The organism is Comamonas sp. CMM03, from assembly GCF_019218715.1.
Taxonomy (GTDB): Bacteria; Pseudomonadota; Gammaproteobacteria; order Burkholderiales; family Burkholderiaceae_C; genus Comamonas; species Comamonas terrigena.
Genome location: NZ_JAHUXB010000003.1, coordinates 277,053 through 304,007, shown reverse-complemented (window position 1 = coordinate 304,007; position 26,955 = coordinate 277,053). Strand labels below are relative to the sequence as shown.

The following is a 26,955-nucleotide window of genomic DNA, read 5'->3' as shown; positions in this document are numbered from 1 at the left end:
CGGCCGGGCCTGGCAGCTTTCCGCGGCGGCAGCAGCCACTGTCGCCGCGGCGGTGGGGAACGGCCATCTGACATCGGCTTTCGCTGCGCGCTCCGCAGTGTCCGCGCGACACACCCGCCCCGCCGGCGCCGCTACCATCGGCGCATGCGCAACGACCACTATCTTTTTCTGACCGCCTCGGCCCGCGAGCCCCATGTCATCGGCAACACCGAATGGCTGGCCCGCGAAGCCGCCCGCCACCTGCCGGACGACGTGCAGCAGACCTGGGTGCACCTGGCCCACGAGCCTATCCCCGCCTTTATCGATGTGCGCCACAGCGCCGGCAGCTACCCGGCGCCCGAAGGCCGCATGGCCGATCTGCTGCAGGCCACGCTGGATGCCAGCCACCTGGTGCTGGTCTGTCCGGTGTACTGGTTCAGCCTGCCCACGGCCGTGAAAGCCTATCTGGACCACTGGAGCGGCTGGCTGCGCGTGCCGGGACTGGACTTCAAGGCCCGCATGGCGGGCAAGCCGCTGTACCTGGTCAGCACCGGGGGCGAACGCCGCAAGGCCCAGCCCTCCATCGACGCGGCCCAGCTGTGCGCCGAATTCATGGCCATGCACTGGGGCGGGGCCTTGTGGGGCAAGGGTGGCGCACCCGATGCGGTGCAGGCCGACACCGAGGCCGTGCAGGCGGCTGCCGGCTTTCTGCAGCGCGCTTGATCCGCATCGGGGGCGGGGCCTTGCACGGACCGGAAAACCGGTCTGCAGCACTGCACGCCATAATGGCGGGCGCTGCTGCCCGCTTGACCGGCATCAATCCTTTTTGACCACCATCCGCCCTGCCCTTGCTCGCTCCTGCCGCTTTTACCACCCGTGATTTCCGTCACGCCCTGGGCCAGTTCGCCACGGGTGTGACCATTGTCACCACGGCCGATGCCCTGGGGCGCCCCATCGGGCTCACGGTCAGCTCGTTCAACTCGGTGTCGCTGGAGCCGCCACTGGTGCTGTGGAGCATGGCCCACCGCGCCGCCTCGCTGCCGGTGTTCCAGCAAGGCGGGCACTACGCCATCCACGTGCTGGCTGCCGGCCAGCAGGAACTGGCCCAGCGCTTTGCCACCCGCGGCGTGGACAAGTTCGCCGGTGTGACCTGGGAAGCCAACGAGCAGGGCGTGCCCCTGATCGAAGGTGCGGCGGCCGTGTTCGAATGCAGCAACCGCAGCCGCTATGACGAGGGCGACCACACCATCTTCGTCGGCTTGGTGGAGCGCTGCCAGCACCTGCAGGGCGTGCAGCCCCTGATCTACCACGGCGGTCATATGTACGCCAAGCACGGCCTGCCGCCGGCGCCCTACACCGACTGAGCGGCCCCGCCACCCGGCAGCACCTACTGCACGCACTGCCCGGTGCAGCCCGGAAAGACAAAAAGCCTGTCCCCATGTGGGGACAGGCTTTTTTTATAGCTCTTGCAGACCACCAGCGGCTCAGCGCTGGGCGTCGGGCAGCTCGATCTTCACTTCCAGCACTTCCAGGTTGTCCTGGCGTTCCAGCTGCACCTTGATGTCGCTGGGGTTGATCGACACGTACTTGGAGATCACCGCCATCAGCTCGCGCTGCAGCGCAGGCAGGTAGTCGGGTTGGGCATTGGAGTTGCCCACGCGCTCGCGCGCCAGAATGATTTGCAGGCGTTCCTTGGCGACCGAAGCGGTTTTCTTCTTCTCGCCCAAAAGCATGGAGATCAGGGACATGCCGACTTACCTCCCACCAAAGATACGCTTGAAGAAACCGGGCCTTTGCGCGTCGATGAAGCGCATGGGCTTTTCTTCGCCCAGGAAGCGGTCCACCACGTCCTTGTAGGCCTCGGACACATCGGTGCCCTGCATGTGCACGGCGGGCACGCCCTGGTTGGAGGCCTGCAGCACGGTTTCCGACTCGGGAATCACGCCGATCAGCTCGATGCGCAGAATGTCCTGGATGTCCTCCAGCGACAGCATCTGGCCGTCTTCCACGCGGTTGGGGTTGTAGCGGGTGATCAGCAGGTGCTCCTTGACCGACTCGCCCTTGGTGGCGCGGTCGGTCTTGGAGCTGAGCATGCCCAGAATGCGGTCCGAGTCGCGCACGGACGAGACTTCGGGGTTGGTCACCACCAGCGCCTCGTCGGCGTAGTGCATGGCCATCAGCGCGCCGCTTTCGATGCCGGCGGGCGAGTCGCAGACGATGTATTCAAAGTCCATGGCCGCCAGATCGTCCAGCACCTTCTTGACGCCGTCCTGCGTCAGCGCTTCCTTGTCGCGCGTCTGCGAAGCCGCCAGCACGAACAGGTTCTCGCACTGCTTGTCCTTGATCAGGGCCTGGTGCAGATTGGCTTCGCCCTGGATCACATTGATCAGGTCATAGACCACGCGGCGTTCGCAGCCCATGATCAGGTCCAGATTGCGCAGGCCGACGTCGAAGTCGATCACTGCAGTCTTGTGGCCACGCAAAGCGAGGCCGGAAGCAAAGCTGGCACTGGTGGTGGTCTTGCCCACACCACCTTTGCCGGAAGTCACAACGACGATTTTGGCCATGTTTGCAGTTTTCCTTAGAGACTGATTGCGTGGTTCTTGTGTACGGTTCAGTCGGGGCTGTTCAGCCCCGAAGCTTACAGGGATTCGATAATGATTTTTTCCCCCTCCAGGCGTACCTTGGCGGGTTTGCCCGCCACATCGGCTGGCAGGGGGGAATCGATCGCACGGTAGATGCCGGCAATGGAGAGCAGCTGCGGCTCCATGCAGGTGCTGAAGATGCGGGCTTCGGTGTTGCCCCGGGCGCCAGCCACGGCACGGCCGCGCAGCGGGGCATAGACATGGACGTTTCCGTCGGCAATCACTTCCGCACCATAGCTGACCATGCCCAGCACCACCACATCGGTGTTGCGGGCGTAGACCTGCTGGCCGGAACGCAGCGGGCGGTCGATGATCAGGGCGTCGGACAGGGGTGCCGGGATTTCGCGCACCACTTCCACCTCACGGATCACTTCCCGGATTTCCACCGGGGCGGAGCGCGCCGGCAGTGCATCCGGTGCAGCCATCAGACCGGCGGCATGGGCGGCGGCCATCTGGTCGGCCGAGCCGCCGCGCACCGCCACGGGCTGGGTGTGGTGGCTGGAGAGCACCCGGCGCAGCTCGGCAAAGTCCACGGGGTCCACCGCCTCGCGGATGTGCGAGAGGTCGATCAGCACCGGATCGTTGTCGAAGAAGTCGGGGTCGGCGGCCAGGCGTTCTGCCAGATCGTGGGCCAGCACATGGATGTCTGTGTCCTTGAGCACCACGGCCACCACCGGCAACTGGGCACTTTTCAGGTCAAAACTGGTGCGGGCTGTGCCCTGCGATTCAACGGCCATGGAATGCGATAGGTGCGTAGGTGAAAGGAAACGCCATCTCGAAGCTGGAAAGTGTACCCGGCTGGGCGGAATGTCGGCCACGCGCCTGCCGCGGGCGCGCAACACCGTGTAACCCTGTGCGGGCGGCCAGTTGGCAGACTTGGCAGGGGCGCCGCCTGTGCGGCGCCCCGCCGTTCAGGCGGCCTGCGCCTGGCGCGCCAGGTACTGGGCGGCAAAGGCTTCGTACCAGGGCAGGCAGCCGGCATTGGCCATGGTGTCGGGGTTGACCACCTTGGCCAGCGGCTGGCCCAGCAGCAGCTTCTTGATCGGCAGCTCCTGCTTCTTGCCGGTCAGCGTGCGGGGGATCTCGGCCACCTGGACGATCTCGTCCGGCACAAAGCGGGGCGACAGCGCGGTGCGGATGGCAGCGTTCAGCCGCTCGCGCAGCGCGGCGTCCAGCGTCAGCCCCTCGCGCAGCACCACGAACATCGGCATCCAGCTTTCCTTGCCCAGGTACTCCAGGTCCACCACCATGCTGTCCAGCACCTCGGGCAGGGCTTCGATGGCGCTGTAGAGCTCGCTGGTGCCCATGCGCAGGCCGTGGCGGTTGATGGTGGCGTCGCTGCGGCCGTAGATGGTGCAGCCGCCCTGCGCGCCGATGCGCAGCCAGTCGCCGTGGCGCCAAACCCCTCCTGCCGCAGCCGGCAGGTCGCCGCCGCCGGGCTGGCGGCCATGGCCGGGGGCATAGCTGTCGAAATAGCTGGACAGGTAGCGGCTGCCGTCCCGGTCGCCCCAGAAGTACAGCGGCATCGAGGGCATGGGCTGGGTGCAGACCAGTTCGCCCACGGCGTCGACCACCGGACGGCCCTGCTCGTCCCAGGCCTCCACGGCCGCGCCCAGCTGGCGGCACTGCATCTCGCCGGCCAGCAGCGGCAGCTCGCGGTTGCCGCCGATGAAGGCACCGCAGAAATCGGTGCCGCCCGAGATGTTGTTCCACCAGATGCCGGGCGTGCCCAGCCGCGCAAACTGGTCCGTGCCCCATTGCTGCACATCGGGGGACAGAGGGGAGCCGGTGCTACCCAGGCTGCGCACGCGCGACAGATCGCCGCAGTCCGCCAGATCCAGCCCGGCCTTCATGCAGCCGGTGTAGAACGCCGCGCCGGCCCCGAAATTGCTCACCCCGTGGCGCGCGGCAAAGCGCCACAGCACGCCCCAGTCGGGCTGGGCCTTGCTGCCGCTGGGGCTGCCGTCATAGATCACGCAGGTGGTCCCGCCCAGCAGGCCGCCCGCCTGGGAGTTCCACATCACCCAGCCGGTGGAGCTGTACCAGTGGAAGCGCTCTCCCCAGCTGTTGGCGTCATAGCTGGGGCCCACATCGTTGTGCAGGGCCTTGAGGCACAGCGCCACCAGCACCATGCCGCCATGGCCGTGGACGATGGGTTTGGGCAGGCCGGTGGTGCCGCTGGAATAGACGATCCACAACGGGTGGTCGAACGGTAGCCATTCGGGCGCGAAAGCAGCGGTGGCCGCATCGTCGCGGGCCAGCACCTGGGCCAGATCGGCGCTGTCGGCCACCACCTGGGCCGCATGCGGGCTGCGCAGCACCACCACATGCGCCAGCGTGGGCAGCTGGGCGCGCAGCTCCTGCAGCACGGCGCTGCGGTCCAGCGGCTTGCCGGCGTAGTACACGCCGTCCACGGCAATCAGCGCCTTGGGCTCGATCTGCTGGAAACGGTCCAGCACGGCGGCGGTGCCCATGTCGGGCGCGCACACGCTCCAGACGGCGCCCAGGCTGGCCACGGCCAGCAGGGCCACGATGGCCTCGGGGACATTGGGCAGGTAGGCCGCCACCCGGTCGCCCTTGCCCACGCCCTGGGCGCGCAGGTGCAGGGCCAGCGCGGCCACCTGGCGCTGCAGATCGGGCCAGCCCAGCTCGCTGACCTGGCCCTGTTCGTTGTCGGCGATCACGGCCGGCATGCCGGCGGCGTGCGCGGGCTGCACATGGCGCAGCACCTGGCGCGCATAGTTCACCTGGGCGCCGGGAAACCACTGCGCACCGGGCATGACATTGCGCGCCAGCACGGCCGTGTGGGGCGTGGGCGACTCGACGTGGAAGTAATCCCAGATGCTCTGCCAGAAGGCATCGAGCTCGGTGGTGGACCAGCGCCACAGCGCGTCGTAGCTGTCAAAGCGCAGACCGTGCTGCTGCGCCAGCCACTCCTGGTAGAGGCGGATCTGGGGAATATGGGGGGGATGGGACGCAGAGGGGGAGGTAGAGAGCGGCATCCCGCCAGCGTAGGCGCAGCCCCCAATTGTCGCCATGCTAGGTGCACCAATTGACAAAGTCGGTCCGCCCGCATTGCGTGTTCTTGTCATACTTGAGGCAGTGCAAGCCTGTGCCCGCTGTCTGCGCGCACAATCCCTGCACCCAGCGCCTTCGTCCGTGCGACGGCCTGCCTGTGTTGATTTCTCAGTTGTTTACGCCAATGTCCATGCATACCGATGCCCTCATCGTCGGCGCGGGGCCCGCCGGGCTCTCGCTTGCCATCTCTCTGGCCCAGGCCGGGCTCCAGGTGACGGTGCTGGAGCAGCAGCCGGCCCTGGCCCTGCAGCAGCCCAAGCCCGACGGGCGCGAAATTGCCCTGACCCACCCCAGCGTGCAGACCCTGCAGCGCCTGGGCAGCTGGGAGCTGCTGCAGCCGCATGAGCAAGGCCAGATCCGCGAAGCCCAGATCCACGACGGCCCGGTCGGTCAGCGCCCCATGCTGGCCATCAGCGCCGATGGCAGCGGGGTGGACCAGCTGGGCCGCATCGTGCCCAACCACGCCCTGCGCCGTACGGCCTGGGAAGTGGCCAGCACCACCCCGGGCGTGGAAATCATCACCGAGGCGCAGGTGACCGCAGTGTCCGTGCACCCCGACCATGCCGAAGTGCGCTACACCCGCACCGACCAGGGCGTGCGCTGCGAGGCCCCGGCCCTGACCGCCCCGCTGGTGGTGGCCGCCGACAGCCGATTCTCCGGCATGCGCCGCCTGCTGGGCGTCGGCGCGCAGATGACGGACTTCGGCCGCAGCGTCATCGTCTGCCGCATGCGCCACACGCTGCCGCACGAGGACATCGCCCACGAATGCTTTGGCTACGAGCGCACGCTGGCCATCCTGCCGCTGCAGCCCGATCCCGACACCGGCGAGCTGCTGTGCTCCGCCGTGATCACCACCGATTCGGCCGATGCCCAGCGCCTGCTGCAGCTCTCGCCCGAAGACTTCGCCGCCCATGTGCAGCACGACTTCCAGGACCGCCTGGGCCCGATGGAGCTGGTGGGCGAACGCCACAGCTACCCGCTGGTGGCCACCTATGCCCACCGCTTCAGCGGCGCACGCTGGGCGCTGCTGGGCGATGCCGCCGTGGGCATGCACCCGGTGACGGCCCATGGCTTCAACCTGGGGCTGGCTGGCGTGGAACGCCTGACCGCCGCCGTGGCGGCTGCACGCCAGGCCGGCCAGGACTGGGGGGATGCCGCCGTGCTGGACGCCTATGCCCAGGGCCAGCACCGCCATGCCTTCCCGATCTTTGCGGGCACCAACAGCATCGTGAAGCTCTATACCGACGCCCGTCCCCTGCCACGCGTGCTGCGCCAGGTGGTGCTGACCGGCGCCCGCCATCTGCCGCCGCTCAAGGCCGCCATCGCGGCCCAGCTCACCGGCCGCAGCCCCTGGCAGCTGATCCGCGCCACCCTGCCGCAGCCGCCCTGGGCAGGCCGCCACTAGAGCCACCACCCGAAATACCGCGTCCGCCGGCCACAGCGCAACCGTGGCCCGCATGCGACAGCCCCCTCCTGAAAATGGCGGGGCAGCTTCCAGCCCTCCCCCCAAGGCTTCACCGATTTCCGGATCGGTGAAGCCTTTTTGCTGGAGCCTGTGCAGCTATCACTATTGCAGCAGTGCGGTCCAGCACGGATGGCACTGCCCTGCTGTGGCGGCCGGCCAAGCCCATGGGGCTCGGTCATGCGCCAGCAATCCGTCATCCGTGGCACGGCGATTGCCTCTAACATCGCGCCAGTTTTTTACGGAGTACACCACCATGGGAATGTTTTCCTGGACTGAAAAGTCCCCCGCCGTCCTGCAGGGCGGCGGCGTCATCGGGCCTGATGAGCGCCTGCCCTGGGCCCAGACCGGACTGATGGGCATCCAGCACGTGATCGCCATGTTCGGCTCCACCGTGCTGGCCCCCATCCTGATGGGCTTTGATCCCAACCTCGCCGTGCTGATGAGCGGTATCGGCACCCTGATCTTCTTCCTGATCACTGGCGGCAAAGTGCCCAGCTACCTGGGCTCGTCCTTTGCGTTCATCGGCGTGGTGATCGCCGCCACGGCCTACGCCGGCAAGGGTGCCAATGCCAATATCGGCGTCGCCCTGGGCGGCATCATTGCCTGCGGCGCGGTCTACACTCTGGTGGGCCTGCTGGTGCAGGCCATCGGCACAAGCTGGATCGAGCGCTTCATGCCCCCGGTGGTGACCGGTGCGGTGGTGGCCATCATCGGCCTGAATCTGGCGGCCATCCCCGTCAAGAACATGGCCGCCAACAACTTCGAGGCCTGGATGCAGGCGCTGACCTTTGTGTCCGTGGCCCTGGTGGCCGTGTTCACCAAGGGCATGCTGCAACGCCTGCTGATCCTGATCGGCCTGATTGTGGCCAGCATCCTGTACGGGGTGTTCACCAATGTGCTGGGCTGGGGCAAGCCCATCGACCTGAGCGGCGTGGTCAATGCCGCCTGGTTCGGCCTGCCTACCTTCCACGCCCCGGTATTCAATGCCAATGCCATGCTGCTGATAGTGCCCGTGGTCATCATCCTGGTGGCCGAGAACCTGGGCCACATCAAGGCCGTCACGGCCATGACCGGCAAGAACCTGGACCAGTACATGGGCCGGGCCTTCATCGGCGACGGCGTGGCCACCATGGTCTCCGGCGCCGCCGGCGGCACGGGCGTGACCACCTATGCCGAAAACATCGGCGTGATGGCGGCCACCCGCATCTACTCCACGGCGGTGTTCTTCGTCGCGGCCCTGCTGGCCGTGCTGCTGGGCTTCAGCCCCAAGTTCGGCGCGCTGATCCAGGCCATTCCGCTGCCGGTGATGGGCGGCGTGTCCATCGTCGTGTTCGGCCTGATTGCCGTGGCCGGCGCCAAGATCTGGGTGGACAACAAGGTGGACTTCTCGGACACCAAGAACCTGATCGTGGCCGCCATCACCCTGATCCTGGGCACCGGTGAATTCACGCTGAAGTTCGGCGAATTCGCCCTGGGCGGCATCGGTACCGCCACCTTCGGCGCCATCATCCTATACGCGCTGCTGAACACCAAACGCAGCAACTGACCGCGCGGCGCAGTCGCGCGGCACCGCGTCTCAAGCGTCCCCAAGCCCCGCAGGCCCCGCCTGCGGGGCTTTTTGCATGCCCACCCCGGGCGGCCCCGAGCCCGCCGATGCGCCACCGATTTATTGCAGTGCAGCATCAAATTGCACTTCGATGCAAGCAATCACTTCCCACAAACACCTTTCCGTTAAAGGACCTACCTTGACCGGCAGGTTATTTAGTGCAAACCCTTAAACAAGGGATAACGCTGATACCATTTCTCACGGAGATCTATAAGAGCCGCCCATGAAGGCGGCTTGTTTTTGCAAAGTTGGAGAAACCCCGATGACCCTGGCAGACCGCGTCCGCTACCCAGAATTCCAAACGCGCTTCATGTCGGCAGAGGCCGCAGCGGCCCTGATCCCCCACGGCGTGAACGTCGGCATGAGCGGCTTCACCGGTGCAGGCTACCCCAAGGCCCTGCCGCAGGCGATTGCCGCCCGTGCCAAGGCCGAACATGCCGCCGGCAATCCTTACAAGATCAATGTGTGGACCGGCGCCTCCACCGCAGCGGAATGCGACGGCGTGATGGCCGAAGCCCAGGCCCTGGGCCAGCGCCTGCCCTTCAATACCGACCCGACGGCCCGCAAGGCCATCAATGCCGGTGACATCGACTTCATCGACATGCACCTGTCCCATGTGGCGCAGCACGCATGGTTCGGCTTTCTGGGCCATATGCACGTCGCCGTGGTGGAAGTGCTGGGCGTCACCCCCGACGGCCTGCTGATCCCATCCACCGCCGTGGGCAACAACAAGACCTGGCTGGAGATCGCCGACAAGGTGATCCTGGAGGTCAACACCAAGCCGCCCGCCAAGATGGAAGGCATGCACGACATCTACTACGGCACGGCCATTCCGCCGCGCCGCGTGCCGATCAACATGACGCATGCGGACGACCGCATCGGCCAGCCTTATCTGCGGGTGGATCCGAGCAAGGTGATTGCCGTGGTGGAGACCCACAAGGGCGACCGCGACAACGTGTTTGCCGTGCCGGACGAGAACTCCAACAAGATCGCCAGCTACATCATCGATTTCCTCTCGCACGAGATGAAGATGGGCCGCCTGCCCAAGGAAATGCTGCCCATCCAGTCCGGCGTGGGCAATGTGGCCAATGCCGTGCTGGCCGGCCTGCTGCACGGCCCGTTCGAGAACCTGCTGGGCTTCACCGAAGTGCTGCAGGACGGCATGCTGGACCTGCTGCGCGCCGGCAAGATGAGCAAGGCCTCGGCCACCTCCATCTCGCTGGGCGCCGCCGCCTGCAAGGACTTCGAGGACAACATCGACTTCTACCGCGAGCGCATCATCCTGCGCCCGCAGGAGATCTCGAACCACCCCGAGCTGGTGCGCCGCCTGGGCATCATTGCCATGAACTCGATGATCGAGGCCGACATCTACGGCAACATCAACTCCACCCACGTGATGGGCACGGGCATGATGAACGGCATCGGCGGTTCCGGCGACTTTGCGCGCAACGGTTATCTGTCGTTCTTTGTCACGCCGTCCGTGGCCAAGGACGGCAAGATCAGCTGCATCGTGCCCATGTGCTCGCACGTCGACCACACCGAACACGACACCCAGATCATCGTCACCGAACAGGGTCTGGCCGACCTGCGCGGCCTGTCGCCCAAGCAGCGCGCCAAGGTCATCATCGACCAGTGCGCCCACCCCGACTACCGCCCCATGCTGCACGACTACTTCGACCGGGCCCGCCAGCAAGGTGCACAGCACACGCCCCATCTGCTGACCGAGGCCCTGAGCTGGCACCAGCGCTTCGTCGACACCGGTGACATGCGCGCCTGAGCCCCGTTGTGCCTCCCGCGCCACCGCCTGCAGCCGCACTGCAGGCGGCAGGACCATCCCGCCCGGCATGCCGGGCTTTTTTGTGCCCGCCCCGCGCGGTGCGGAACCTTACCAAACCGTCATGTGAAGTTCATGCCGCACGCGCCGGCCCGCTCCTAGCATCCACGACCTGTGCCTACCTGGGTGCGGGACGCCCCTCGACCTGCACCGTTTTGCGAAAGACTGTGCATGCGCGATCTGATTCCGTCCCTTCCCCTTTCCACGCTGTCAGCCCGGCTGCAGCGCCACCGCACAGCGGCCTTGCTGGCCGGCGCGCTGTGTGCCTTCCCGGCCTGGAGCGAAACCCCACCCGCCGTGCAGGTGGCCCCGGCCGCGTTGCGCGCCGTCCAGGTCGCCACGGTGCAGGCGCCGCAGGCAGGCCAGCTGTTCTGGGCCCCCGCCCACCTGGAGTACCTGCCGGGCCAGCTCGACAGCGTCGTGGCACCGGTGCAGGCACGGGTGACCGCCATCCATGTGCAGCCCGGCCAGACCGTCAAGGCCGGAGCCCCGCTGGCCACCCTGGTGAGCGCCGATGCCCTGCGGATGCGCCACGAAGTCCGGGCCGCACAGCTGGCCTCCGAGACCGCCAGAACCGAACTCCAGCGCCAGCAGAACCTGGTGGAGCGCGGCGTGGGAACCGACATGGAGCTGCGCTCCGCCCAGGCCCGCAGCAAGGAAGCCGCCCAGGAACTGGAACGTGCCAGAGGCACGGCCGCCCTGCTGGGCCAGGATGGTGGTGACCGCATCGTGTTGCGCGCGCCGCATGCCGGCGTCGTGGCACAGCACCAGGCGACCATGGGCGCACTGGCCGAGGCCGGCGCCGTGCTGTTCGCCATCGGCAATCCCCAGTCGCTGGGCATTGTGGCGGACGTGTTCGAGGCCGAGCTGGCCGGCCTGAAGGCCGGCAGTGCCGCCCAGGTCGAGCTGCAGACCCAGGCCGCCGCCGTGCCCGCCAAGGTGCTGCAGGTCGGCGCCGTGGTGAACGCCGAATCCCGCCGCGCACCGGTCCAGCTGGCCTTTGCGGACAAGACCGTGCCGGCCGGCCTGCGTGCCGGCATGCAGGCCCGCGTCGGCATTGCCATGGAACGCGGGGACCAGATGATGGTGCCGCTGGCCGCCGTGCTGATCAAGGGCGAAAACCGCACCGTGGTGTTTGTGCAGACCGGCGAACACGCGTTCGCGGCGCGGGACATCCAGCTGGGCCAGCCCGTGCGCGGCTGGGTGCCCGTGATCTCCGGGCTCAAGCCCGGCGAGCGCATCGTCGTGCGTGGCGCCCTGCTGCTGGATGGCGCTGCCAGCCAGATGCTGTAAAGGATTCAGGACTACAGCATGCTGCGTGCGTTTATTGACTTCGTCGTCCACCGACGGCTGGTGGCCCTGTGCGCCACCCTCGCGATTGCCATCTACGGCATCTACGCCTACCTGCAGACCGCCATCGAGGCCTACCCCGATGTGACCAATGTGCAGGTGGGCATCATTGCGCAGGCCCCTGGCCTGGCTCCGGAAGAGGTGGAGCGCCAGATCACCCAGCCGCTGGAGCGTGAGCTCAACGGCACCCCCGGGCTGATCTCCCTGCGCTCGGAAAGCTACTTCGGCCTGTCCATGGTGAACCTGGTGTTCAACGATGACGCCAACAGCTTCAAGGCCCGCGCCGAAGTGGCGCAGCGCCTGCCCCAGGCCGACCTGCCCCCGGGCGTCACGCCCGAGATGGCGCCCGACTACACCCCTCTGGGCAAGATCTACTACTACCGCCTGCGCAGCGACCGCCATACGCTGGACCAGCTGCGCTCGGAGCAGGAATGGAACATCGTGCGCGTGCTCAAGCAGGTGCAGGGTGTGGCCGACGTGGTGAGCGTGGGCGGCTTCGTCAAGGAATACCACGTCGAGGTGAACCCCGACAAGCTGTACCGCCTGGGTCTGTCGCTGGGCGATGTGACCGAGGCCCTGGAGAAGTCCAACCGCAACGTGGGCGGCGGCCTGCTGCGCCGGGGCGAACAGTCGTTCATCATCCGCGGCATCGGCCTGCTGAAGTCTCCGCAGGAGATCAAGGACGTGGTGGTGCAGCTGCGCGGCGGTGCGCCTGTCACCATCGGCGATGTGGCCCAGGTCATCCAGTCGCACACCCCTCGCCAGGGCTCGGTGGGCATGGACGACGAGAACGATGTGGTGCAAGGCATCGTGCTGCTCAAGCGCGGCGAGAACCCTTCTGTGGTGCTGGAAGGCATCCATGAAAAGGTGGAGCAGCTCAATGGCGGCCTGCTGCCCGAAGGCATGCACATGGAGGTCACCTACGACCGCTCCGACCTCGTGGGCCACACCCTGGCCACGGTGCAGCACAACCTGCTGTTCGGCGCCTGCCTGATCATCGCCATCCTGTGGCTGGTGCTGCGCAGCATCCGCGGCTCGCTGATCGTGGCGGCCGTGATTCCGCTGTCGCTGCTGGTGGCCTTCATCGGCCTGCACTGGCTGGGCATGCCGGCCAACCTGATCTCCATGGGCGCCATCGACTTCGGCATCATGGTGGACGGTGCCGTGGTGCTGGCGGAGAACATCATCCGCAACGCCCGCCTGCGCAAGCCCACCACCCAGCGCGAGATGCGCGCCATCATCATCGATTCCGCCATCGCCGTGGCCAAGCCCACGCTGTTTGCCATGGCCATCGTGATTGCCGCGCTGATCCCGGTGTTCTCGCTGGAAAGCATCGAAGGCCGCATCTTCCGTCCGCTGGCCATGACCTACAGCTTCGCGCTGCTGGGCGCCCTGCTGTTCGCCATGGGACTGGTGCCCGCCCTGTGCGCGCTGTTCCTCAAGCCCAAGCATGTGATGGCGCCCGAGCCGGCGGTGTTCGAGCGCATGGACCATGGCTTCCACCGCTGGATTGCCGCGACGCTGCACAACCCGCGTCGCCGCACCACGGTCGCGGCGGTGGCCCTGACCATCCTGGCGATTGCAGGTCTGTCCGCCACCAAGCTGGGCACCGAATTCCTGCCGGCCCTGGACGAAGGCGATGCCTATGTGCTGGTGCAGATGCCCGCTTCCATTTCGCTGGAAAAAGGCCAGGAAGTGCTGGCCGATGTGCGCCAGATCATCCGCCAGTTCCCCGAGGTGATTTCGGTCAGCACGGAACAGGGCCGGCCGGAGTCGGGCACCGACAACGAGACCCTGAACATGGCCAAGGTGCTGGTCCGCCTCAAGCCGCTGAAGGAATGGCGTGCCGGGCTGGACAAGTCCGCGTTGATCGAGGAAATGCGCGCACAGCTGGGCACCATCCCCGGGGTGGCATTCAACTTCTCGCAGCCCATCCGTGACAGCGTGGAGGAGTCCACCTCCGGCGCCCGCGGACAGGTCGTGCTGAAGGTCTTCGGCCCCGAGATTCCGCAGCTTCGCGCCATCCTGCAAAAGACCATGGAAGAGGTACGCCACATCGAGGGCGTGGTCGACCTGGACCTGTATCGCGATGCTCCCGCACCGCAGCTGCACGTGGAGTTCAACCGCGAAGCCCTGGCACGCCAGGGCATCCCCATGGACACCGCGCAGAAGACGCTGGAGCTGGCCCTGGCTGGCGACATTGCCACCACGCTGTGGGAAGGCGAACGCGGCATACCGGTGCGCGTGCGCCTGCCCTATGCGAACCGCATGGATGAATCCAGCATCCGCGACATCGCCATCCCCACAGCCTCCGGAGGCTCCGTGCCGCTGCATGCCGTGGGCACGGTGTCGGTGAAGATCGGCAATGCCTCCATCTTCCGCGAGAACAACCTGCGCTACATGGCGCTGAAGTTCAATGTCGAAGGCCGCGACATCGGCTCGGTCGTCAAGGAAACGCTGGCCACCTTCAAGGACAAGGTGCAGGTGCCCGATGGCTACCAGGCTGTCTGGGGCGGCGAGTGGGAGAACCAGCAGCGTGCTGCCAAGCGCCTGCAGGTGGTGGTGCCGCTGTCGCTGCTGATCGTGTTCGCCCTGCTGTTCGGCGCACTGGGACAGGCACGCAGCTCCTTTGTGATCCTGCTGTGCACCCCCTTCACCATGGTGGGCGGCATTGCCGCACTGCATTTCACCGGCATCGAGCTGTCCATCAGCGCGGCCATCGGCTTCATCGCCCTGCTGGGCCAGGTCGCGCTGGCGGGTCTGCTGGTGATTTCCTCGGTCGAGTCGCTGCGCCGCCAGGGCACTCCACTGCTGGAAGCGGTCGTGGAAGGCACGGTCGAGCGCCTGCGCTCGGTGCTGCTGGTCGCCATGCTGGCCTTGCTGGGCCTGTTGCCCATGGCCTTGTCCACCGGCGTGGGCAGCGAAACCCAGCGCCCCTTTGCCTCGGTGATCGTGGGCGGCATGTTGGTGCTGCCGATGGTTGCACTGGTGCTGCTGCCCGTGCTGTACGTATGGCTGGGCCCCAAGACCCTGAAGAAACCGGATGAGTTGGATGAAGACCATTAAAACCATTGCCGTGGCCGCTGCCCTGGTGGCAGCAGGTGCCTGCCTGGCCGCAGAAACGGTGTCCGGCACGGGCCCCCGCGCTGCGGGAGAGCCCACCACCGCCACCACCGCCACCATCGCCTCTGCCGACCCGCTGCCCCAGTCCCTGGGTCTGGTGGAGTTCCTGTCCCTGGTGCGCAGCCGCCATCCGGTGCTGCGCGCCATGCCGCTGCGCCAGGGCATGGACCGTGCCGATGTACGCACCGCCGGGACCTGGGCCAACCCCAGCATCCACTACGCCCGCAAGCCCGATGAAAAGGAATGGGGCATCGAGCAGCCGGTGCCAGTGTTCGGCCAGGTGTCCATGCGCACCGAGGCCGCCAAACTGGCCGCAGCCACGGCCCAGGCCGAGCGCTCCGTCGAAGCGCAGGACATCCTCAACCAGGCGGCCCAGCGCTTTGCGGAGCTGCTGGTAGCCCAGGAAAAGCTGAGCGCCAAGCAACAGGCCATGGAACACCTGAACCAGGCGGTCAAAGTAGTCCAGGGCCAGGTGGAACTGGGGGCCCGCAGCAAGTACGACGGTGCCCGCGTCGAACTGCAGCGCGCCCAGCTCGAGGCCCAGCTGGAACAGCAACAGGCCGAGACACAGGCCGCCCAGGCGGCCCTGGCGGAACTGCTGGTTCAGCCCCATTGGCAACCCCGCGCCATCGGCAGCCTGCTGCCGGCCAAGCCGGTCCCGGCTGCAGCCGATGCGTCGTTCGACCGCCTGTGGGAACAGGCTGCGCCCCAGCTTCCCCAGCTGCAGGCGGTCCATGCCAAGGTGCTGCAGGCCGAACAGCTGATCAGCCAGCAGGCCCGCGAAGCCCTGCCCACGCCCAGCATCGGCGTGGCGCGGGTGCGCAACCGCCCCGACGGCAGCAGCTACAACCAGGTCGGCATCTCGATGGAGCTGCCGCTGTTCGATCGCAAGCAGGGTGCGGTGGACCGTGCCCGCCTGGAGTACGAACAGGCCATGCTGGAAGAGCAGTCCGCACAGCAACTGGCGCGACAGCGCCTGCAACAGGCCCTGGCGCAACGCAACCTGCTACGCAAGACGCTGCAATCGTTTGAGAGCCGCGGCCTGACCCAGCTGGACCCGCTGCGGCGCATGGCCCTGGATGCCTACCGCCTGGGGCAAAGCAGCATCCTGGAATGGCTGGACGCCATGGAGTCGGTGGCGGAGCACCAGCAGCAGTACCTGGATCTGACGCTGCGCGTCTGGCAGGCCGAATGGGAACTGCAGACGGCACAAGGCCGTTTGCCGCTGCCACCGCAGTGAAACGGCCACCGGCGCCAACATGCCCCCATAGACAGGGGTGAACCACCCCTGTCTATAGTAGGCGGTCTGCCGACTCCACCACTGCCATGCCCCGTTTCCTGATCATTGAAGACGACACCCAGAACGCCCGCTTTCTGGCCGAAGGCATGCGCGAGCTGCAGGCCGAGGTGTGTGTGTGCCACGATGGCATGGAAGGGCTGACCCAGGCGGTCACCGGCCACTGGGATGCCATCGTGCTGGACCGCATGCTGCCCGACGGTTTCGACGGCCTGAAAATCCTGCAGGCGCTGCGCGGCATGGGCAACACCACGCCGGTGCTGGTGCTCAGCGCCCTGTCCACCACGGACGAACGCGTGCGCTGCCTCAAGGCCGGCTGTGACGACTATCTGACCAAACCCTTTGCCTTTTCCGAACTGCACGCCCGCCTGGAAGCCCTGCTGCGCCGCGTGCACACGCCAGCCCCCATCCCCATGCTGGAAGTGGCAGACCTGCGGCTCAATCTGCTCAGCCGCTATGCCGAACGCGGCGGCACCACCTTGCAGCTGCAGCCCCGGGAATTCCGGCTGCTGGCCTTTCTGGCCCGCCATGTGGACCAGACCGTCACCCGCACCATGCTGCTGGAGTCGGTGTGGGACTACCGCTTCGACCCGCAGACCAATGTGATCGACGTGCACATCAGCCGCCTGCGCAACAAGGTGGACAAGGGCTTCAACCCGCCCCTGATCCACACCGTGCGCGGCGTCGGCTACTGCCTGTCCACCACCGCACCCACCGCATGACCGCGCCGTCTTCCATCGGCCGCCCGTGGAGCTCCATCGCCTTTCGCCTGGCGCTGTACTACGGCGGTCTGCTGCTGCTGACCATGGTGGTCGTGCTGGCCATCTTCTACGTGCAGATGGTGGGGGTGCTCAGCAACCGCATGGACCAGCAGGCCAAGCAGGATCTCAAGCGCCTGGAAACCTTGTCCCGCCACTACGGCGAGGCCTCGCTGGAGCTGGAGATCCGCAACCTGCTCAACGACGGGGTCGACAGCCAGACCGAGATCGTGATCCTGACCGATGCCCACGGCGCCGTGCTGCTGGGCAATGCCAGCATCCAGCCCGAGCGCAGCCTGACGACGGCAGGCCTGCGCGAGCTGCGGCTGCAGCGCCACGGCCGCACCATCACCGGACGCGTGGCCGTGGCGCTGCTGCCCAGCGGCAACATGCTGGTCGTGGGTTCCGACATGGAAGCGCTGCGCGATATCGAACAGCGTTTCATGCGCGCCAGCCTGTCTGCGGTGGTGATCGTGGTGATCCTGGCCCTGTCCGGCAGCGTGGGCTTCCGGCGCCTGGTGGATGCACGCGCCACCAGCATACGGCGCACCCTGCAGCAGGTGGCCAACGGTGAGCTGGGTGCCCGCATTCCCCTGGCCGAGCGGGACGATGAATTCACCCGCCTGGCACACGACATCAACCGGATGCTAGACCAGGTCGAACAGCTGATGGATGGCGTGCGCCATGTCTCCAACACCATCGCCCACAATCTGCGCACGCCGCTGACCCGGGTGCTGCTGCAGCTGCGCAGCGCCCGCTACCTGGACGGCCCGGAACAGCGGCGCCAGCTCGAACGCGTCGAGCAGGAGCTGCAGGACCTGGGCACGGTGTTCGAGAAACTGCTGCAGATTGCCGAGCTGGAATCCGGCATGCGCCGCCAGGAATTCACCGCCGTGGATCTGTACACGCTGCTGGCCGAAGTGGACGATCTGTACGCCCCCGTGGCCGAGGATGCGCAATGCACCATGACAGTTGAACTGCAGGACCAGCCCCGGGCGCTGGGCGATGGCGATCTGCTGGCCAGCGCCTTGGCCAATCTGGTGGAAAACGCGCTGAAATACGCCTGCCAGCAGCCCGGCGGCCAGATCACCATCACTGCACAGCAGCACGCTGCGGTGGTGGAACTGCGCATCCAGGACAATGGCCCGGGCGTCCCGCCGGAGCGGCTGCACCAGCTCACCCAGCGCTTTTTCCGCGCCCACGAACGCCAGCCCGGTCACGGCCTGGGCCTGTCCAGCGTGCAGGCCATCGTGGCCCTGCACGACGGACAGCTGAGCTTTGCCAACCTCCACCCGGGCTTCGAAGTGCGCCTGACGCTGCCGGCCGCGCCTGCGGCATGAGGCTCTGCGCGGCGGCGCGCCGTTGTCACGCAGTAGGCTGCGCCGCCCCGCCGCGCCACGGCATGATGCCGGTCTAGCTACAAGGAGACAGCGCACCATGGCGATCTGGAAGAAGCAAGCCAGCCTGGAAGAAATGAACGCCCGCAACGACGGTTGTGCGGTGGGCCATCTGGGCATCGAAATCACCGAAAAAGGCGACGACTACCTGGTGGGCCGGGTGCCCGTGGATGCGCGCACCAAGCAGCCCTTCGGCCTGTTGCACGGCGGGGTCAGCGTGGTGCTGGCCGAAACCCTGGGCTCGGTCGGTGCCTTCAACGCCTGCCCGGAAGGCCATATGGCCGTGGGGCTGGACATCAACGCCAACCACCTGCGCCCGGCCACCAGCGGCTGGGTCACGGGGACGGCCAGGCCGGTGCACATCGGCCGCACCACCCAGGTCTGGCAGATCGACATGGTCAACGAGGCCGGCGAGCTGACCTGCGTGTCGCGCATCACCATGGCCATCCTGCCGCCGCGGGACTGAGTCGGCCCGTCGACACCCAACAAAAAAGGCTCCGCGTGCGGAGCCTTTTTTTCGGTTTTTCCAGCACTGCTGCCTGTTTTTCAGGCAGCCTCGTAGGCCTGTCGTACCAGTGCCTGGGCCAGGATCCACGCGGGATCGACCAGACTCGCGCCCTGGGCTTCGGGGGCCTGCGGCAGGGCCAGCGGAATCTCCGTGCAGCCCATGATCACCGGCACATCGCCATGCTGCTGGCGCATGCGTTCCAGCACGTGGCCGAAGCGCTGTGCGGCCAGCGCCAGATCGCCCTGTTTCACCCCATCGTAGATGCCTTGCATGAGCTGCTCGATGCCTGCGGCATCCGGCACCAGCGGCTCGATGCCGCAGGACCGCAAGGCCTCGTCATACAGGCCCGTGCGGTAGGTGCCCGCCGTGGCCAGCACCACGGCCCGGGTCGCCCTCTGGCGCTGCAGATGGGCCGCGGTTTCCTGTGCAATGTGCAGGATGGCCAGCTGCGGAAACAGCCCCTGCAACTGGCTGTGCCAGACATGTGCCGTATTGCAGGCCACGGCCACGCTGCGCACGCCCAGGGCGGCCAGTCGCCCTATGCCTTGCAGCATGTGGGGCGCCGGGTCCTGCGGGCCTGGCGGCGTGCCGCTCAGGGCCTGGGTGCGGTCCGGAATCGGCATCTGCACCAGCCAGTGCTCGGGAAACGCCTGGTCACGCACCGGCTGGCCATGGTCCTGCAGATAGGCCGTGCACGCCTGCACGAACAGGCGCACAAAATCGGCCCCGGCGGCTGGCCCCATGCCGCCCAGAATACCCACCGCGCGCGGCGGAGCCATCACACCGGGCACCATGGTCAGAATGCGGGCTTGTCGCTCTGTTCGACCAGGTTCTTCTTCAACGCGTCGCCCATGGCCAGGCCCAGGGCCGTGCCGGTGGGAGGAATGGGCTGCAGGAACCACTTGTCATACAGCTTGGTGAATTCGCCGGACTTCATCATGCCGCCGATCACGCCATCAACCAGCTTCTTGAAGGCGGGGTCGTCCTTGCGCACCATGCAGGCATAGGGCTCGACCTGCAACGAATCGCCCACCACTTCAAAGTCCTTGGCGTTCTTGGCGTTGGCGATCAGGCCGTACAGCAGGATGTCGTCCATCGCGAACGCGGCAGCACGGCCGCTTTCCACCAGCAGGAAGGCGTCGGCGTGGTCCTTGGGCATCACGATGTTGGCGCCCCAGTTGTTCTCGGCATTGGCCTTGCGCACCACCTGCAGATTGGTCGTGCCCGAGGTAATGGCCACGGTCTTGCCCTTCAGGTCCGCATAGTTCTTGATGCCGGAATCCTTCTTCACCACCAGACGCGTGCCGGTGTAGAAGTGGTTGATGGCGAAGTCCACGTCCTTGCCGCGCGTGGTGTTGTTGGTGGTCGAGCCGCACTCCACATCGATCGTGCCGTTCATCAGCAGCGGGATGCGGTTCTGCGAGGTCACGGCCTGCCAGTTCACCTTCAGGTCAGGCTTGCCCACGGCCTTCTTCACGGCGTCGGCAATCGCGTTGGAGATGTCCACTGTGATGCCCACGGGCTTGCCGCCATTGAGGTAGCTGAAGGGCACCGAAGACTCGCGGTAGGCCAGCGTGATCTGACCGTTTTCCTTGGCCTTGGACAGGGTGTCGGCGTGGGCGGTTGCGAGGCTGGCCAGACCCAGAGCGGCGCAAAGCAAAGTGGTACGAAATTGCATGTGATTCCCTCGTTGGCTGCAAATGTGCAGGTCAGTGTAGGAACTGTCCTGCCGTTTGAGGGATGCCAATTGCACGCCCATCCATGCCTTGTGTTTATGGGATCAAAGGGTTTTCACCAAGACCGTGCAGCCATGCATCGAGTGTGTGCATGAGGCACTTTTTTGGCGCAGCACGGGGGCCTCAAAAGCACCAAACTCCATAACACTAGGGCATACCCTGTGTGCAAAACGCCATGCGACGCAGCCCCCCGGCAGACCTACAGTTCTCCCCACCATGGAGAAGCCCCAAATGCATGTGTGTGTCATCGGTGCCGGCGTCGTCGGTCTCGCAACAGCCTATGCCCTGCAACAGGCAGGGCACCGTGTCACCGTGGTCGATCGCGCAGAGCGCCCGGCCATGGGGGCCAGCGGTGGCAATGGCGCACAGCTGAGCTATGCCTATGTGCAGCCGCTGGCCGATCCCGGCATCTGGAGACAGCTGCCCAAGCTGTTGCTGGAGCCAGACTCTCCGCTCAAATTCCGCCTGCAGGCCGACCCCCGGCAGTGGTCCTGGGGCCTGCAGTTCCTGGGTGCCTGCAACGCCCGGACCTCGGCCGACAGCACCCGGTCCCTGCTGACCTTGGCCGCCGAAAGCCGCCTGGCCTTCGAAGCCATGCTGGCGCGCGAGGCCCTGGACTGCGACCACCACCAACCGGGCAAGCTGGTGCTCTACCCCACGCAGCAGGCGCTGGACGGCGCGGCGCAGCAGGTGGCCCTGCAGGCCACGCTGGCGGGCCCGCTGCAGCAGGTGGTGGATGCTGCCGAAGTGGCGCGCCTGGAACCTGCGCTGGCCAGCTATGCCCCGCGCATGGCCGGCGCCATCTACACCCCCAGCGAAAGCGCGGCCGACTGCCGCAAGCTCTGCGAACAGCTGGCCCACTTGCTGGCACAGCGCGGCGCGGACCTGCATTTCGGCACCCAGGCCCACCGCCATGCGGTGCAGGGCGGTCGCATCACCGCACTGGACACGTCGAACGGCCGCATCACGGCCGACCAGTTTGTGCTGGCCAGCGGCTGGGAAAGTGCCGTGCAGGCACGCCAGCTGGGCGTGCACGTTCCGGTGTACCCGCTCAAGGGCTACAGCATCACCATCGACGCCGCGGCGGCACCGCACACCGGTCCCACGGTCAGCGTGACCGACACCACGCGCAAGGTGGTGTTCGCCCGCATTGGCGATCGCGTGCGCGTGGCAGGCATGGTGGAGATCGTGGGCCGCGACACCACGCTGGATGCCGGCAAGATTGCCAGCCTGCAGCAGTCCACCCGCGAGGTATTTCCGCAGCTGGCGCAGACCGGCGATGTGCAGCCCTGGACCGGCATGCGCCCGGCCACCCCCACGGGCCTGCCGGTCACCGGCCGTGCCCGGGGCGGCCCGGCCAATCTGTGGCTGCAGACCGGCCATGGCGCGCTGGGGCTGACGCTGGCCTTTGGCTCGGCCCAGCGCCTGGTGCAGCAGCTGGCCCGGGCCTGAGGCCCTGGCTGCGCCGCTTTCGCGGAGTCGCCCGGCGCCTAGTCGCCCAGCAGCTCGCGCAGCGCCTTGCGCATTTCCTGGGTCATGGCGCGCGCCAGCACCGAGCCCGGGCGCTGCGCCAGATGCAGCGCGTTGATGCCCACGGTGATGCGCGGCAGCAGCGGCACCACATGCACCTTGTGGCGGTCGGCGGCCGAGGCGGTACAGCCATCCACAATCGCGGCGCCCAGGCCGTATTCGGCCATGGACAGGGCCGCATGGTAGGTCTGCACCGTCACCACCGGGGACAGGCCCACGCCATGTTCGCGGCAGGCTTGGTTGATGCGCATGCCCAGCGGGTCCTTGCCATCCAGCGCCACCACCGGCAGATCCGCCAGGTCGGCCAGCTCCATGCCTTCGGCGCGCACCTTGCGCGGGGGCAGCAGGCCTTTGGGCAGGATGCAGTGCATGTCCACCTCGGCCAGGGTCTCGTGCTCCAGCGCCGGCTGGCCCACCGAACTGATGACAAAGCCCACGTCGGCCTCCTGCAGCAGCAGGGCCGACACCACCTGGGGCGTGTGCAAGGCCTGCACATTCACCTGCACCTGCGGGTACTTCTGGCGGAAGCCGGCCACGGCACGCGGCAGCACTTCGCGGCTGAGTGCAAACACCGTCAGCACCTGCAGCCGGTCGGCCGCCTGGCCGTGGCGCAGATTGGCCGCCAGGCGCTGCACCTCGTCCAGTTGCTCAAACAGTTTCTCGATGTGCGGGAACAGCGCCAGGGCCTCGTTCGTCGGCGTGAGCCGCCCGCGTGCCCGCTGGAACAGTGCAAAGCCCAGCTGCAGCTCGGCATGCTGCAGCGTGCGGCTGACCGCCGGCTGCGTCACATTGATCAGCCGCGCAGCGGCGCTGACGCTGCCGGTCTGCATGACCGCGTTGAATACCTCGATATGCCGCAAACGCATGCTGCTGGATCTCCTGGGTCGGCCTTGTCACCGGTCAAAAGCCATGGTGGCCTGGCTGCGGGGGGCTCCGGCATCCCGCAGCAAGGCCGTCGTTGCTGGGGAGCGTGCCGATAGGGGCCGGCAGCGCTCCGCAGACCTTCATTCGCCGGCGGCCAGACGCGCCAGGCGTTCGCTCTTCCAGTACACATCGTCGCCGCCATCCATCCGGTTGAGCACACGCGCCAACACGAACAGCAGGTCCGACAGCCGGTTGAGGTACTGGCGCGGGGCGGGGCGCATGGTCTCCACTTCCTGCAGCGCCACCACCTGGCGCTCGGCGCGGCGCGCCACGGTGCGGCACACATGGGCCTGGGCGGCGGCGCGCGTGCCGGCAGGCAGGATGAACTCCACCAGGCGCGGCAGCTGGGCGTTGTACTGCGCCAGCGCATTGTCCAGCTGCAGCAGCCCGTCGTCCTTGAGCAGCTCGTAGCCGGGCATGGACAGCTCGCCGCCCAGGTTGAACAGCTGGTGCTGCACATCGCCCAGCAGTTCGCGCACGTCCTGCGGCAGCGGCTCGCACAGCAGCAGACCGATGTGGGAATTGAGCTCGTCCACATCGCCCATGGCGTGCGGACGCAGGCTGTTCTTGGACACGCGGGTGTTGTCGCCCAGGCCGGTGCTGCCGTCGTCCCCGGTACGGGTGGCGATCTGTGTCAAACGGTTGCCCATGGCCTGCTCCTTGGTGAATGGCGGGAAAAACAAAGTCAGCACGCATTGTGCGTTACACATTTGCACCCCCATGTGTACGCGGGAAACAAGGGGAAAAAAAGCTGGCTTCCGGCCTGCCAGTGCTGTGCAATGTGCTCCTTGTTTTGATAACAGGAGTTGGCACGCATGCAACCCACACGTTCCCTGTCCCGTATCCGTGTGCTGCACGGTTTCGATGCCCGCAGCCTGGTGCTGTTTGCCGGTCTGACCATGGGCGGCACCCAGGCCATCATGGCGCAAAGCGTCACCTCTCCGCCCGCGCAGCAGGCGGCCCCGTCCCAAGCGGTGCAACAGGCCCAGGCCGCGCCGGCAACACCGCGTGCCGCACCCACCGCCGACCAGGCTTTCGACCGCGCCGATGCCAATGGCGACGGCAAGCTCACCCTGCGCGAAGCCGAGCGCTTTCCCGCCGTGGCCGAACGCTTTCAGCAATTCGATGTGGACCACAACGGCTCACTGTCCCGCGAAGAATTCTCCAACGGCCTGAAGCAGCACTGAGCGCCGGTGCGCGCAGCCCACGCCAGCGCCCTGTCGCGGGTGCTCCGGCCTTCCGCCAGCGGGCATGGCAGCCCCCGTCCAACACGCGGTCTGGCGATGACGCAGTGGCAGACAGGGCCGCACCCGAGTGGTATTCTTTTGGCCCCTCTTGGAATCCCTTATGAACGCCCCCACTGCCGCCCTCCACCTGCAACCCCGTGCCATCCCGCAAGCCTTTCTAGATGCACTGGCCGCACGTTTCGGCAGCCGCTGCTCCACCGCCCAGGCGGTGCGCGAACAGCATGGCCGTGATGAGGGCTCCATCCAGGCGCCGCCCCCCGCCGCCGTGGTCTATGCCGAGAGCACCCAGGACGTGGCCGATGCCGTGCAGCTGGCCGACCAGTACGAGGTGCCGGTGATCGCCTATGGCGCCGGTTCCTCGCTGGAAGGTCATCTGCTGGCGGTGCAGGGCGGCATCAGCATCGACGTGAGCCGCATGAACCAGGTACTGCGCGTCAATGCCGAAGACATGACCGTCACGGTGCAGCCCGGCATCCTGCGCAAGCAGCTGAACGACGCCATCAAGGACCAGGGCCTGTTCTTCCCCATCGACCCCGGTGCCGATGCCTCCATTGGCGGCATGACGTCGACACGCGCCAGCGGCACCAATGCCGTGCGCTACGGCACCATGCGCGAAAACGTGCTGGCCCTGGAAGTGGTCACCGCGCAGGGACGGATCATCCGCACCGGCAACCGCGCCAAGAAAAGCGCCGCCGGCTACGACCTGACCCGTCTGATGGTAGGCAGCGAAGGCACGCTGGGCATCTTCACCGAGATCACGCTGCGCCTGTTCCCGCTGCCGGAAGCGGTGAGCGCCGCCGTGTGTTCCTTCCCCACGATTGCCGACGCCGTGCACACCGTGATCCAGACCATCCAGATGGGCGTGCCGATTGCCCGCGTGGAGCTGGTGGACGCCGCCACCGTGGCCATGGTCAACAAGCACAGCAACCTCACGCTGCGCGAGGAACCGATGCTGCTGATGGAGTTCCACGGCTCCCCCAACGGTGTGAAGGAGCAGGCCGAGATGGTGCAGGACATTGCGGCCGAATTCGACGCCAAGGGCTTTGAATGGGCCGACACGCCCGAGGAGCGCACGCGCCTGTTCACCGCCCGCCACAACGCCTACTTTGCCGGCATCCAGAGCCGTCCGGGCTGCCGCTCCATCACCACCGACACCTGTGTGCCCATCAGCCGCCTGGCCGACTGCCTGCTGGAGTCCATCGACGAAGTCAACGCCAGCAGCATCCCCTACTTCCTGGTGGGCCACGTGGGTGACGGCAACTTCCACTTCGGCTATCTGATTGACCCCGACAACGCCGACGAGCGCCACCGTGCCGAAGCGCTGAACCATGCCCTGGTGCGCCGTGCCATTGCCATGGAAGGCACCTGCACCGGCGAGCACGGCATCGGCATCCACAAGCAGGACTTTCTGCGCGAGGAATGCGGCGACGGCGCCATTGCCATGATGGCGGCCATCAAGCAGGCGCTGGACCCCAAGAACATCCTGAACCCGGGCAAGATCTTCACGCTGTAAGCCCGGCGCTGCGCCCGCTCCATAAGGGCCACCAGGGCCTGTCCTGCACCGGCGTGCATGGCAGGCCTTTTTTGCGTCCGGTCTTCACCCTGCTGGGGAAGGCCGTGCGGCCACCGGCCTCAGCTGCGGTAGCCGGGCGATTCACGGTCCAGCTTGCGCAGCAGCGACGGCCACACAAACGCCCCGCCCATGCCCCCGGTCTGCACCCGGGAGGCCTGGGACACGCCCTGCACGATGGCCGGGTTCACCTGTGTCAGCTCCGTGCCGCCGGCCAGTGCATCGACCTGGATCTTGCACGCCGCTTCAAAGGTGTACATCGACAGAAAGGCATCGGCAATGCTGCGCCCGCAGGTCAGCAGCCCGTGGTTGCGCAGCATCAGAAAGTTGGCGCGGCCCATGTCGGCCTGCAGGCGCGGCTTCTCGTCGTCGCGGAAGGCCACGCCTTCGTAGTCGTGGTAAGCCAGCGAAGCCAGCACGAACGTGCTTTGCTGGCTGATGGGCAGCACGCCGTGCTTCTGCGCACTCACCGCCACGCCGGCACGCGTGTGGGTGTGCAGCACGCACTGCACGTCGTCGCGCGCGGCATGCACGGCGCTGTGGATCACAAAGCCGGCCGGGTTCACCGGGTAGGGTGAATCCATCAGCTTGTTGCACTGCATGTCCACCTTCACCAGCGAGGAGGCGGTGATCTCGTCGAACATCAGCCCGTAGGGGTTGATCAGAAAGTGGTGCTCCGGCCCCGGCAGGCGTGCGCTGATGTGGGTGAAGACCAGATCGCTCCAGCCATACAGCGCCACCAGCCGGTAGCAGGCGGCCAGATCGACGCGCAGCTGCCACTCTGCGGGGCTGACCAGATGCTGCACGCTGGGGATGTCCGGGGTTGCGGGGAGGGGTTGGCTCATGGGGGGTGTCTCCTGGTGATCGTGCGCACCACTCTAGGCAGCGCGCCCAGCGCTGTCTGTGCC

The 26,955-nt window shown here is 66.8% G+C and carries 23 protein-coding genes; 14 read left to right on the top strand and 9 right to left on the bottom strand.

From position 1 onward, the window contains the following. The first annotated feature begins 144 nt into the window (after positions 1-144). On the top strand, positions 145-702 hold the full coding sequence (locus KW830_RS12040) for a flavodoxin family protein (RefSeq protein WP_218333308.1): 558 nt from the start codon (positions 145-147) through the stop codon (positions 700-702). Positions 703-827: 125 nt separating this feature from the next. Then, the gene (locus KW830_RS12035; protein WP_370510822.1) at positions 828-1,343 is read left to right on the top strand and encodes a flavin reductase family protein; all 516 of its coding nucleotides are present in this window, start codon (positions 828-830) and stop codon (positions 1,341-1,343) included. A gap of 120 nt (positions 1,344-1,463) precedes the next feature. Here KW830_RS12035 and minE read toward each other — a convergent pair whose 3' ends face one another. The 4 genes from minE to KW830_RS12015 all read right to left on the bottom strand — a co-directional run bounded on the left by minE (position 1,464) and on the right by KW830_RS12015 (position 5,626). Beyond that, entirely contained in the window at positions 1,464-1,727 is a 264-nt protein-coding gene (gene minE, locus KW830_RS12030; RefSeq protein ID WP_066538587.1) for a cell division topological specificity factor MinE, read from the bottom strand. A gap of 6 nt (positions 1,728-1,733) precedes the next feature. Next, positions 1,734-2,546 carry a septum site-determining protein MinD gene (gene minD / locus KW830_RS12025; RefSeq protein ID WP_218333307.1) on the bottom strand — a complete coding sequence of 271 codons (813 nt, stop codon included), beginning with the start codon at positions 2,544-2,546 and terminating at the stop codon, positions 1,734-1,736. A 74-nt stretch (positions 2,547-2,620) separates the two neighbouring features. After that, positions 2,621-3,361 (bottom strand): septum site-determining protein MinC, encoded by a 741-nt coding sequence (gene minC, locus KW830_RS12020; protein WP_066538578.1) that lies wholly within the window; start codon positions 3,359-3,361, stop codon positions 2,621-2,623. 174 nt (positions 3,362-3,535) lie between these two features. Further along, positions 3,536-5,626 (bottom strand): acetoacetate--CoA ligase, encoded by a 2,091-nt coding sequence (locus tag KW830_RS12015; RefSeq protein ID WP_218333306.1) that lies wholly within the window; start codon positions 5,624-5,626, stop codon positions 3,536-3,538. Positions 5,627-5,826: 200 nt separating this feature from the next. Between KW830_RS12015 and ubiM the strand changes: the two genes are divergently transcribed. From ubiM to KW830_RS11970, 9 genes are all read left to right on the top strand, one after another. Then, positions 5,827-7,107, top strand: a complete 1,281-nt coding sequence (gene ubiM / locus KW830_RS12010) for a 5-demethoxyubiquinol-8 5-hydroxylase UbiM (protein ID WP_218333305.1) — start codon at positions 5,827-5,829, stop codon at positions 7,105-7,107. Between the two features lie 313 nt (positions 7,108-7,420). After that, on the top strand, positions 7,421-8,713 hold the full coding sequence (locus KW830_RS12005) for a solute carrier family 23 protein (protein WP_066538573.1): 1,293 nt from the start codon (positions 7,421-7,423) through the stop codon (positions 8,711-8,713). A 322-nt stretch (positions 8,714-9,035) separates the two neighbouring features. Beyond that, positions 9,036-10,550 carry an acetyl-CoA hydrolase/transferase family protein gene (locus tag KW830_RS12000; RefSeq protein ID WP_218333304.1) on the top strand — a complete coding sequence of 505 codons (1,515 nt, stop codon included), beginning with the start codon at positions 9,036-9,038 and terminating at the stop codon, positions 10,548-10,550. A 228-nt stretch (positions 10,551-10,778) separates the two neighbouring features. Continuing rightward, positions 10,779-11,900: an efflux RND transporter periplasmic adaptor subunit gene (locus tag KW830_RS11995; RefSeq protein ID WP_218333303.1), complete on the top strand. Its 1,122-nt coding sequence runs from the start codon at positions 10,779-10,781 to the stop codon at positions 11,898-11,900. An 18-nt stretch (positions 11,901-11,918) separates the two neighbouring features. Beyond that, the gene (locus KW830_RS11990) at positions 11,919-15,023 is read left to right on the top strand and encodes an efflux RND transporter permease subunit (RefSeq protein ID WP_218333302.1); all 3,105 of its coding nucleotides are present in this window, start codon (positions 11,919-11,921) and stop codon (positions 15,021-15,023) included. Then, positions 15,010-16,320 carry a TolC family protein gene (locus tag KW830_RS11985; RefSeq protein WP_218333301.1) on the top strand — a complete coding sequence of 437 codons (1,311 nt, stop codon included), beginning with the start codon at positions 15,010-15,012 and terminating at the stop codon, positions 16,318-16,320. The genes KW830_RS11990 and KW830_RS11985 overlap by 14 nt, the downstream gene beginning before the upstream one ends. Before the next feature lie 86 nt (positions 16,321-16,406). Next, positions 16,407-17,099, top strand: coding sequence for a response regulator transcription factor (locus tag KW830_RS11980; RefSeq protein ID WP_192334593.1), 693 nt, complete (start codon positions 16,407-16,409; stop codon positions 17,097-17,099). Next, positions 17,096-18,475, top strand: coding sequence for a HAMP domain-containing sensor histidine kinase (locus KW830_RS11975; protein WP_218333300.1), 1,380 nt, complete (start codon positions 17,096-17,098; stop codon positions 18,473-18,475). The genes KW830_RS11980 and KW830_RS11975 overlap by 4 nt, the downstream gene beginning before the upstream one ends. 97 nt (positions 18,476-18,572) lie before the next feature. Next, the gene (locus KW830_RS11970; protein WP_218333299.1) at positions 18,573-18,998 is read left to right on the top strand and encodes a hotdog fold thioesterase; all 426 of its coding nucleotides are present in this window, start codon (positions 18,573-18,575) and stop codon (positions 18,996-18,998) included. An 80-nt stretch (positions 18,999-19,078) separates the two neighbouring features. On the opposite strand, the gene KW830_RS11965 is transcribed toward KW830_RS11970, so the two are convergent. Continuing rightward, entirely contained in the window at positions 19,079-19,819 is a 741-nt protein-coding gene (locus tag KW830_RS11965) for an aspartate/glutamate racemase family protein (RefSeq protein ID WP_218333298.1), read from the bottom strand. 17 nt (positions 19,820-19,836) lie between these two features. Next, complete coding sequence (locus KW830_RS11960; protein WP_218333297.1) at positions 19,837-20,718, bottom strand: amino acid ABC transporter substrate-binding protein; 882 nt, start codon at positions 20,716-20,718, stop codon at positions 19,837-19,839. Positions 20,719-21,007: 289 nt separating this feature from the next. Here KW830_RS11960 and KW830_RS11955 point away from each other — a divergent pair, with 289 nt between their 5' ends. Continuing rightward, positions 21,008-22,228, top strand: a complete 1,221-nt coding sequence (locus tag KW830_RS11955; protein ID WP_218333482.1) for a D-amino acid dehydrogenase — start codon at positions 21,008-21,010, stop codon at positions 22,226-22,228. 38 nt (positions 22,229-22,266) lie between these two features. Here the strand turns inward: KW830_RS11955 and KW830_RS11950 are convergent, their stop codons facing one another. Continuing rightward, positions 22,267-23,172 (bottom strand): LysR substrate-binding domain-containing protein, encoded by a 906-nt coding sequence (locus tag KW830_RS11950; protein WP_192334590.1) that lies wholly within the window; start codon positions 23,170-23,172, stop codon positions 22,267-22,269. Between the two features lie 138 nt (positions 23,173-23,310). Continuing rightward, positions 23,311-23,880, bottom strand: a complete 570-nt coding sequence (locus KW830_RS11945) for a cob(I)yrinic acid a,c-diamide adenosyltransferase (RefSeq protein WP_066538893.1) — start codon at positions 23,878-23,880, stop codon at positions 23,311-23,313. 165 nt (positions 23,881-24,045) lie between these two features. On the opposite strand from KW830_RS11945, the gene KW830_RS11940 reads away from it, so the two are divergent. Both KW830_RS11940 and KW830_RS11935 read left to right on the top strand, forming a co-directional pair. Next, positions 24,046-24,417, top strand: coding sequence for a hypothetical protein (locus tag KW830_RS11940; protein ID WP_066538539.1), 372 nt, complete (start codon positions 24,046-24,048; stop codon positions 24,415-24,417). A gap of 160 nt (positions 24,418-24,577) precedes the next feature. After that, positions 24,578-25,990: an FAD-binding oxidoreductase gene (locus tag KW830_RS11935; protein ID WP_218333296.1), complete on the top strand. Its 1,413-nt coding sequence runs from the start codon at positions 24,578-24,580 to the stop codon at positions 25,988-25,990. 119 nt (positions 25,991-26,109) lie between these two features. Here the strand turns inward: KW830_RS11935 and KW830_RS11930 are convergent, their stop codons facing one another. Continuing rightward, positions 26,110-26,892: a class II aldolase/adducin family protein gene (locus tag KW830_RS11930; protein ID WP_066538533.1), complete on the bottom strand. Its 783-nt coding sequence runs from the start codon at positions 26,890-26,892 to the stop codon at positions 26,110-26,112. Between the last annotated feature and the right edge of the window lie 63 nt (positions 26,893-26,955).

Excerpts from the sequence above, each read along its gene's own strand:
- minE (WP_066538587.1), bottom strand. The coding sequence starts at position 1,727 with ATGTCCCTGATCTCCATGCTTTTGGGCGAGAAGAAGAAAACCGCTTCG.
- KW830_RS11985 (WP_218333301.1), top strand. The coding sequence starts at position 15,010 with ATGAAGACCATTAAAACCATTGCCGTGGCCGCTGCCCTGGTGGCAGCA.
- KW830_RS11940 (WP_066538539.1), top strand. The coding sequence starts at position 24,046 with ATGCAACCCACACGTTCCCTGTCCCGTATCCGTGTGCTGCACGGTTTC.
- KW830_RS12015 (WP_218333306.1), bottom strand. The coding sequence starts at position 5,626 with ATGCCGCTCTCTACCTCCCCCTCTGCGTCCCATCCCCCCCATATTCCC.
- KW830_RS11930 (WP_066538533.1), bottom strand. The coding sequence starts at position 26,892 with ATGAGCCAACCCCTCCCCGCAACCCCGGACATCCCCAGCGTGCAGCAT.
- minD (WP_218333307.1), bottom strand. The coding sequence starts at position 2,546 with ATGGCCAAAATCGTCGTTGTGACTTCCGGCAAAGGTGGTGTGGGCAAG.
- KW830_RS12005 (WP_066538573.1), top strand. The coding sequence starts at position 7,421 with ATGGGAATGTTTTCCTGGACTGAAAAGTCCCCCGCCGTCCTGCAGGGC.
- KW830_RS11945 (WP_066538893.1), bottom strand. The coding sequence starts at position 23,880 with ATGGGCAACCGTTTGACACAGATCGCCACCCGTACCGGGGACGACGGC.
- KW830_RS12000 (WP_218333304.1), top strand. The coding sequence starts at position 9,036 with ATGACCCTGGCAGACCGCGTCCGCTACCCAGAATTCCAAACGCGCTTC.
- KW830_RS11980 (WP_192334593.1), top strand. The coding sequence starts at position 16,407 with ATGCCCCGTTTCCTGATCATTGAAGACGACACCCAGAACGCCCGCTTT.
- KW830_RS12040 (WP_218333308.1), top strand. The coding sequence starts at position 145 with ATGCGCAACGACCACTATCTTTTTCTGACCGCCTCGGCCCGCGAGCCC.
- KW830_RS11990 (WP_218333302.1), top strand. The coding sequence starts at position 11,919 with ATGCTGCGTGCGTTTATTGACTTCGTCGTCCACCGACGGCTGGTGGCC.
- KW830_RS11965 (WP_218333298.1), bottom strand. The coding sequence starts at position 19,819 with ATGGCTCCGCCGCGCGCGGTGGGTATTCTGGGCGGCATGGGGCCAGCC.
- ubiM (WP_218333305.1), top strand. The coding sequence starts at position 5,827 with ATGTCCATGCATACCGATGCCCTCATCGTCGGCGCGGGGCCCGCCGGG.
- KW830_RS11970 (WP_218333299.1), top strand. The coding sequence starts at position 18,573 with ATGGCGATCTGGAAGAAGCAAGCCAGCCTGGAAGAAATGAACGCCCGC.
- KW830_RS11935 (WP_218333296.1), top strand. The coding sequence starts at position 24,578 with ATGAACGCCCCCACTGCCGCCCTCCACCTGCAACCCCGTGCCATCCCG.
- minC (WP_066538578.1), bottom strand. The coding sequence starts at position 3,361 with ATGGCCGTTGAATCGCAGGGCACAGCCCGCACCAGTTTTGACCTGAAA.
- KW830_RS11955 (WP_218333482.1), top strand. The coding sequence starts at position 21,008 with ATGCATGTGTGTGTCATCGGTGCCGGCGTCGTCGGTCTCGCAACAGCC.
- KW830_RS11950 (WP_192334590.1), bottom strand. The coding sequence starts at position 23,172 with ATGCGTTTGCGGCATATCGAGGTATTCAACGCGGTCATGCAGACCGGC.
- KW830_RS11975 (WP_218333300.1), top strand. The coding sequence starts at position 17,096 with ATGACCGCGCCGTCTTCCATCGGCCGCCCGTGGAGCTCCATCGCCTTT.
- KW830_RS11960 (WP_218333297.1), bottom strand. The coding sequence starts at position 20,718 with ATGCAATTTCGTACCACTTTGCTTTGCGCCGCTCTGGGTCTGGCCAGC.
- KW830_RS11995 (WP_218333303.1), top strand. The coding sequence starts at position 10,779 with ATGCGCGATCTGATTCCGTCCCTTCCCCTTTCCACGCTGTCAGCCCGG.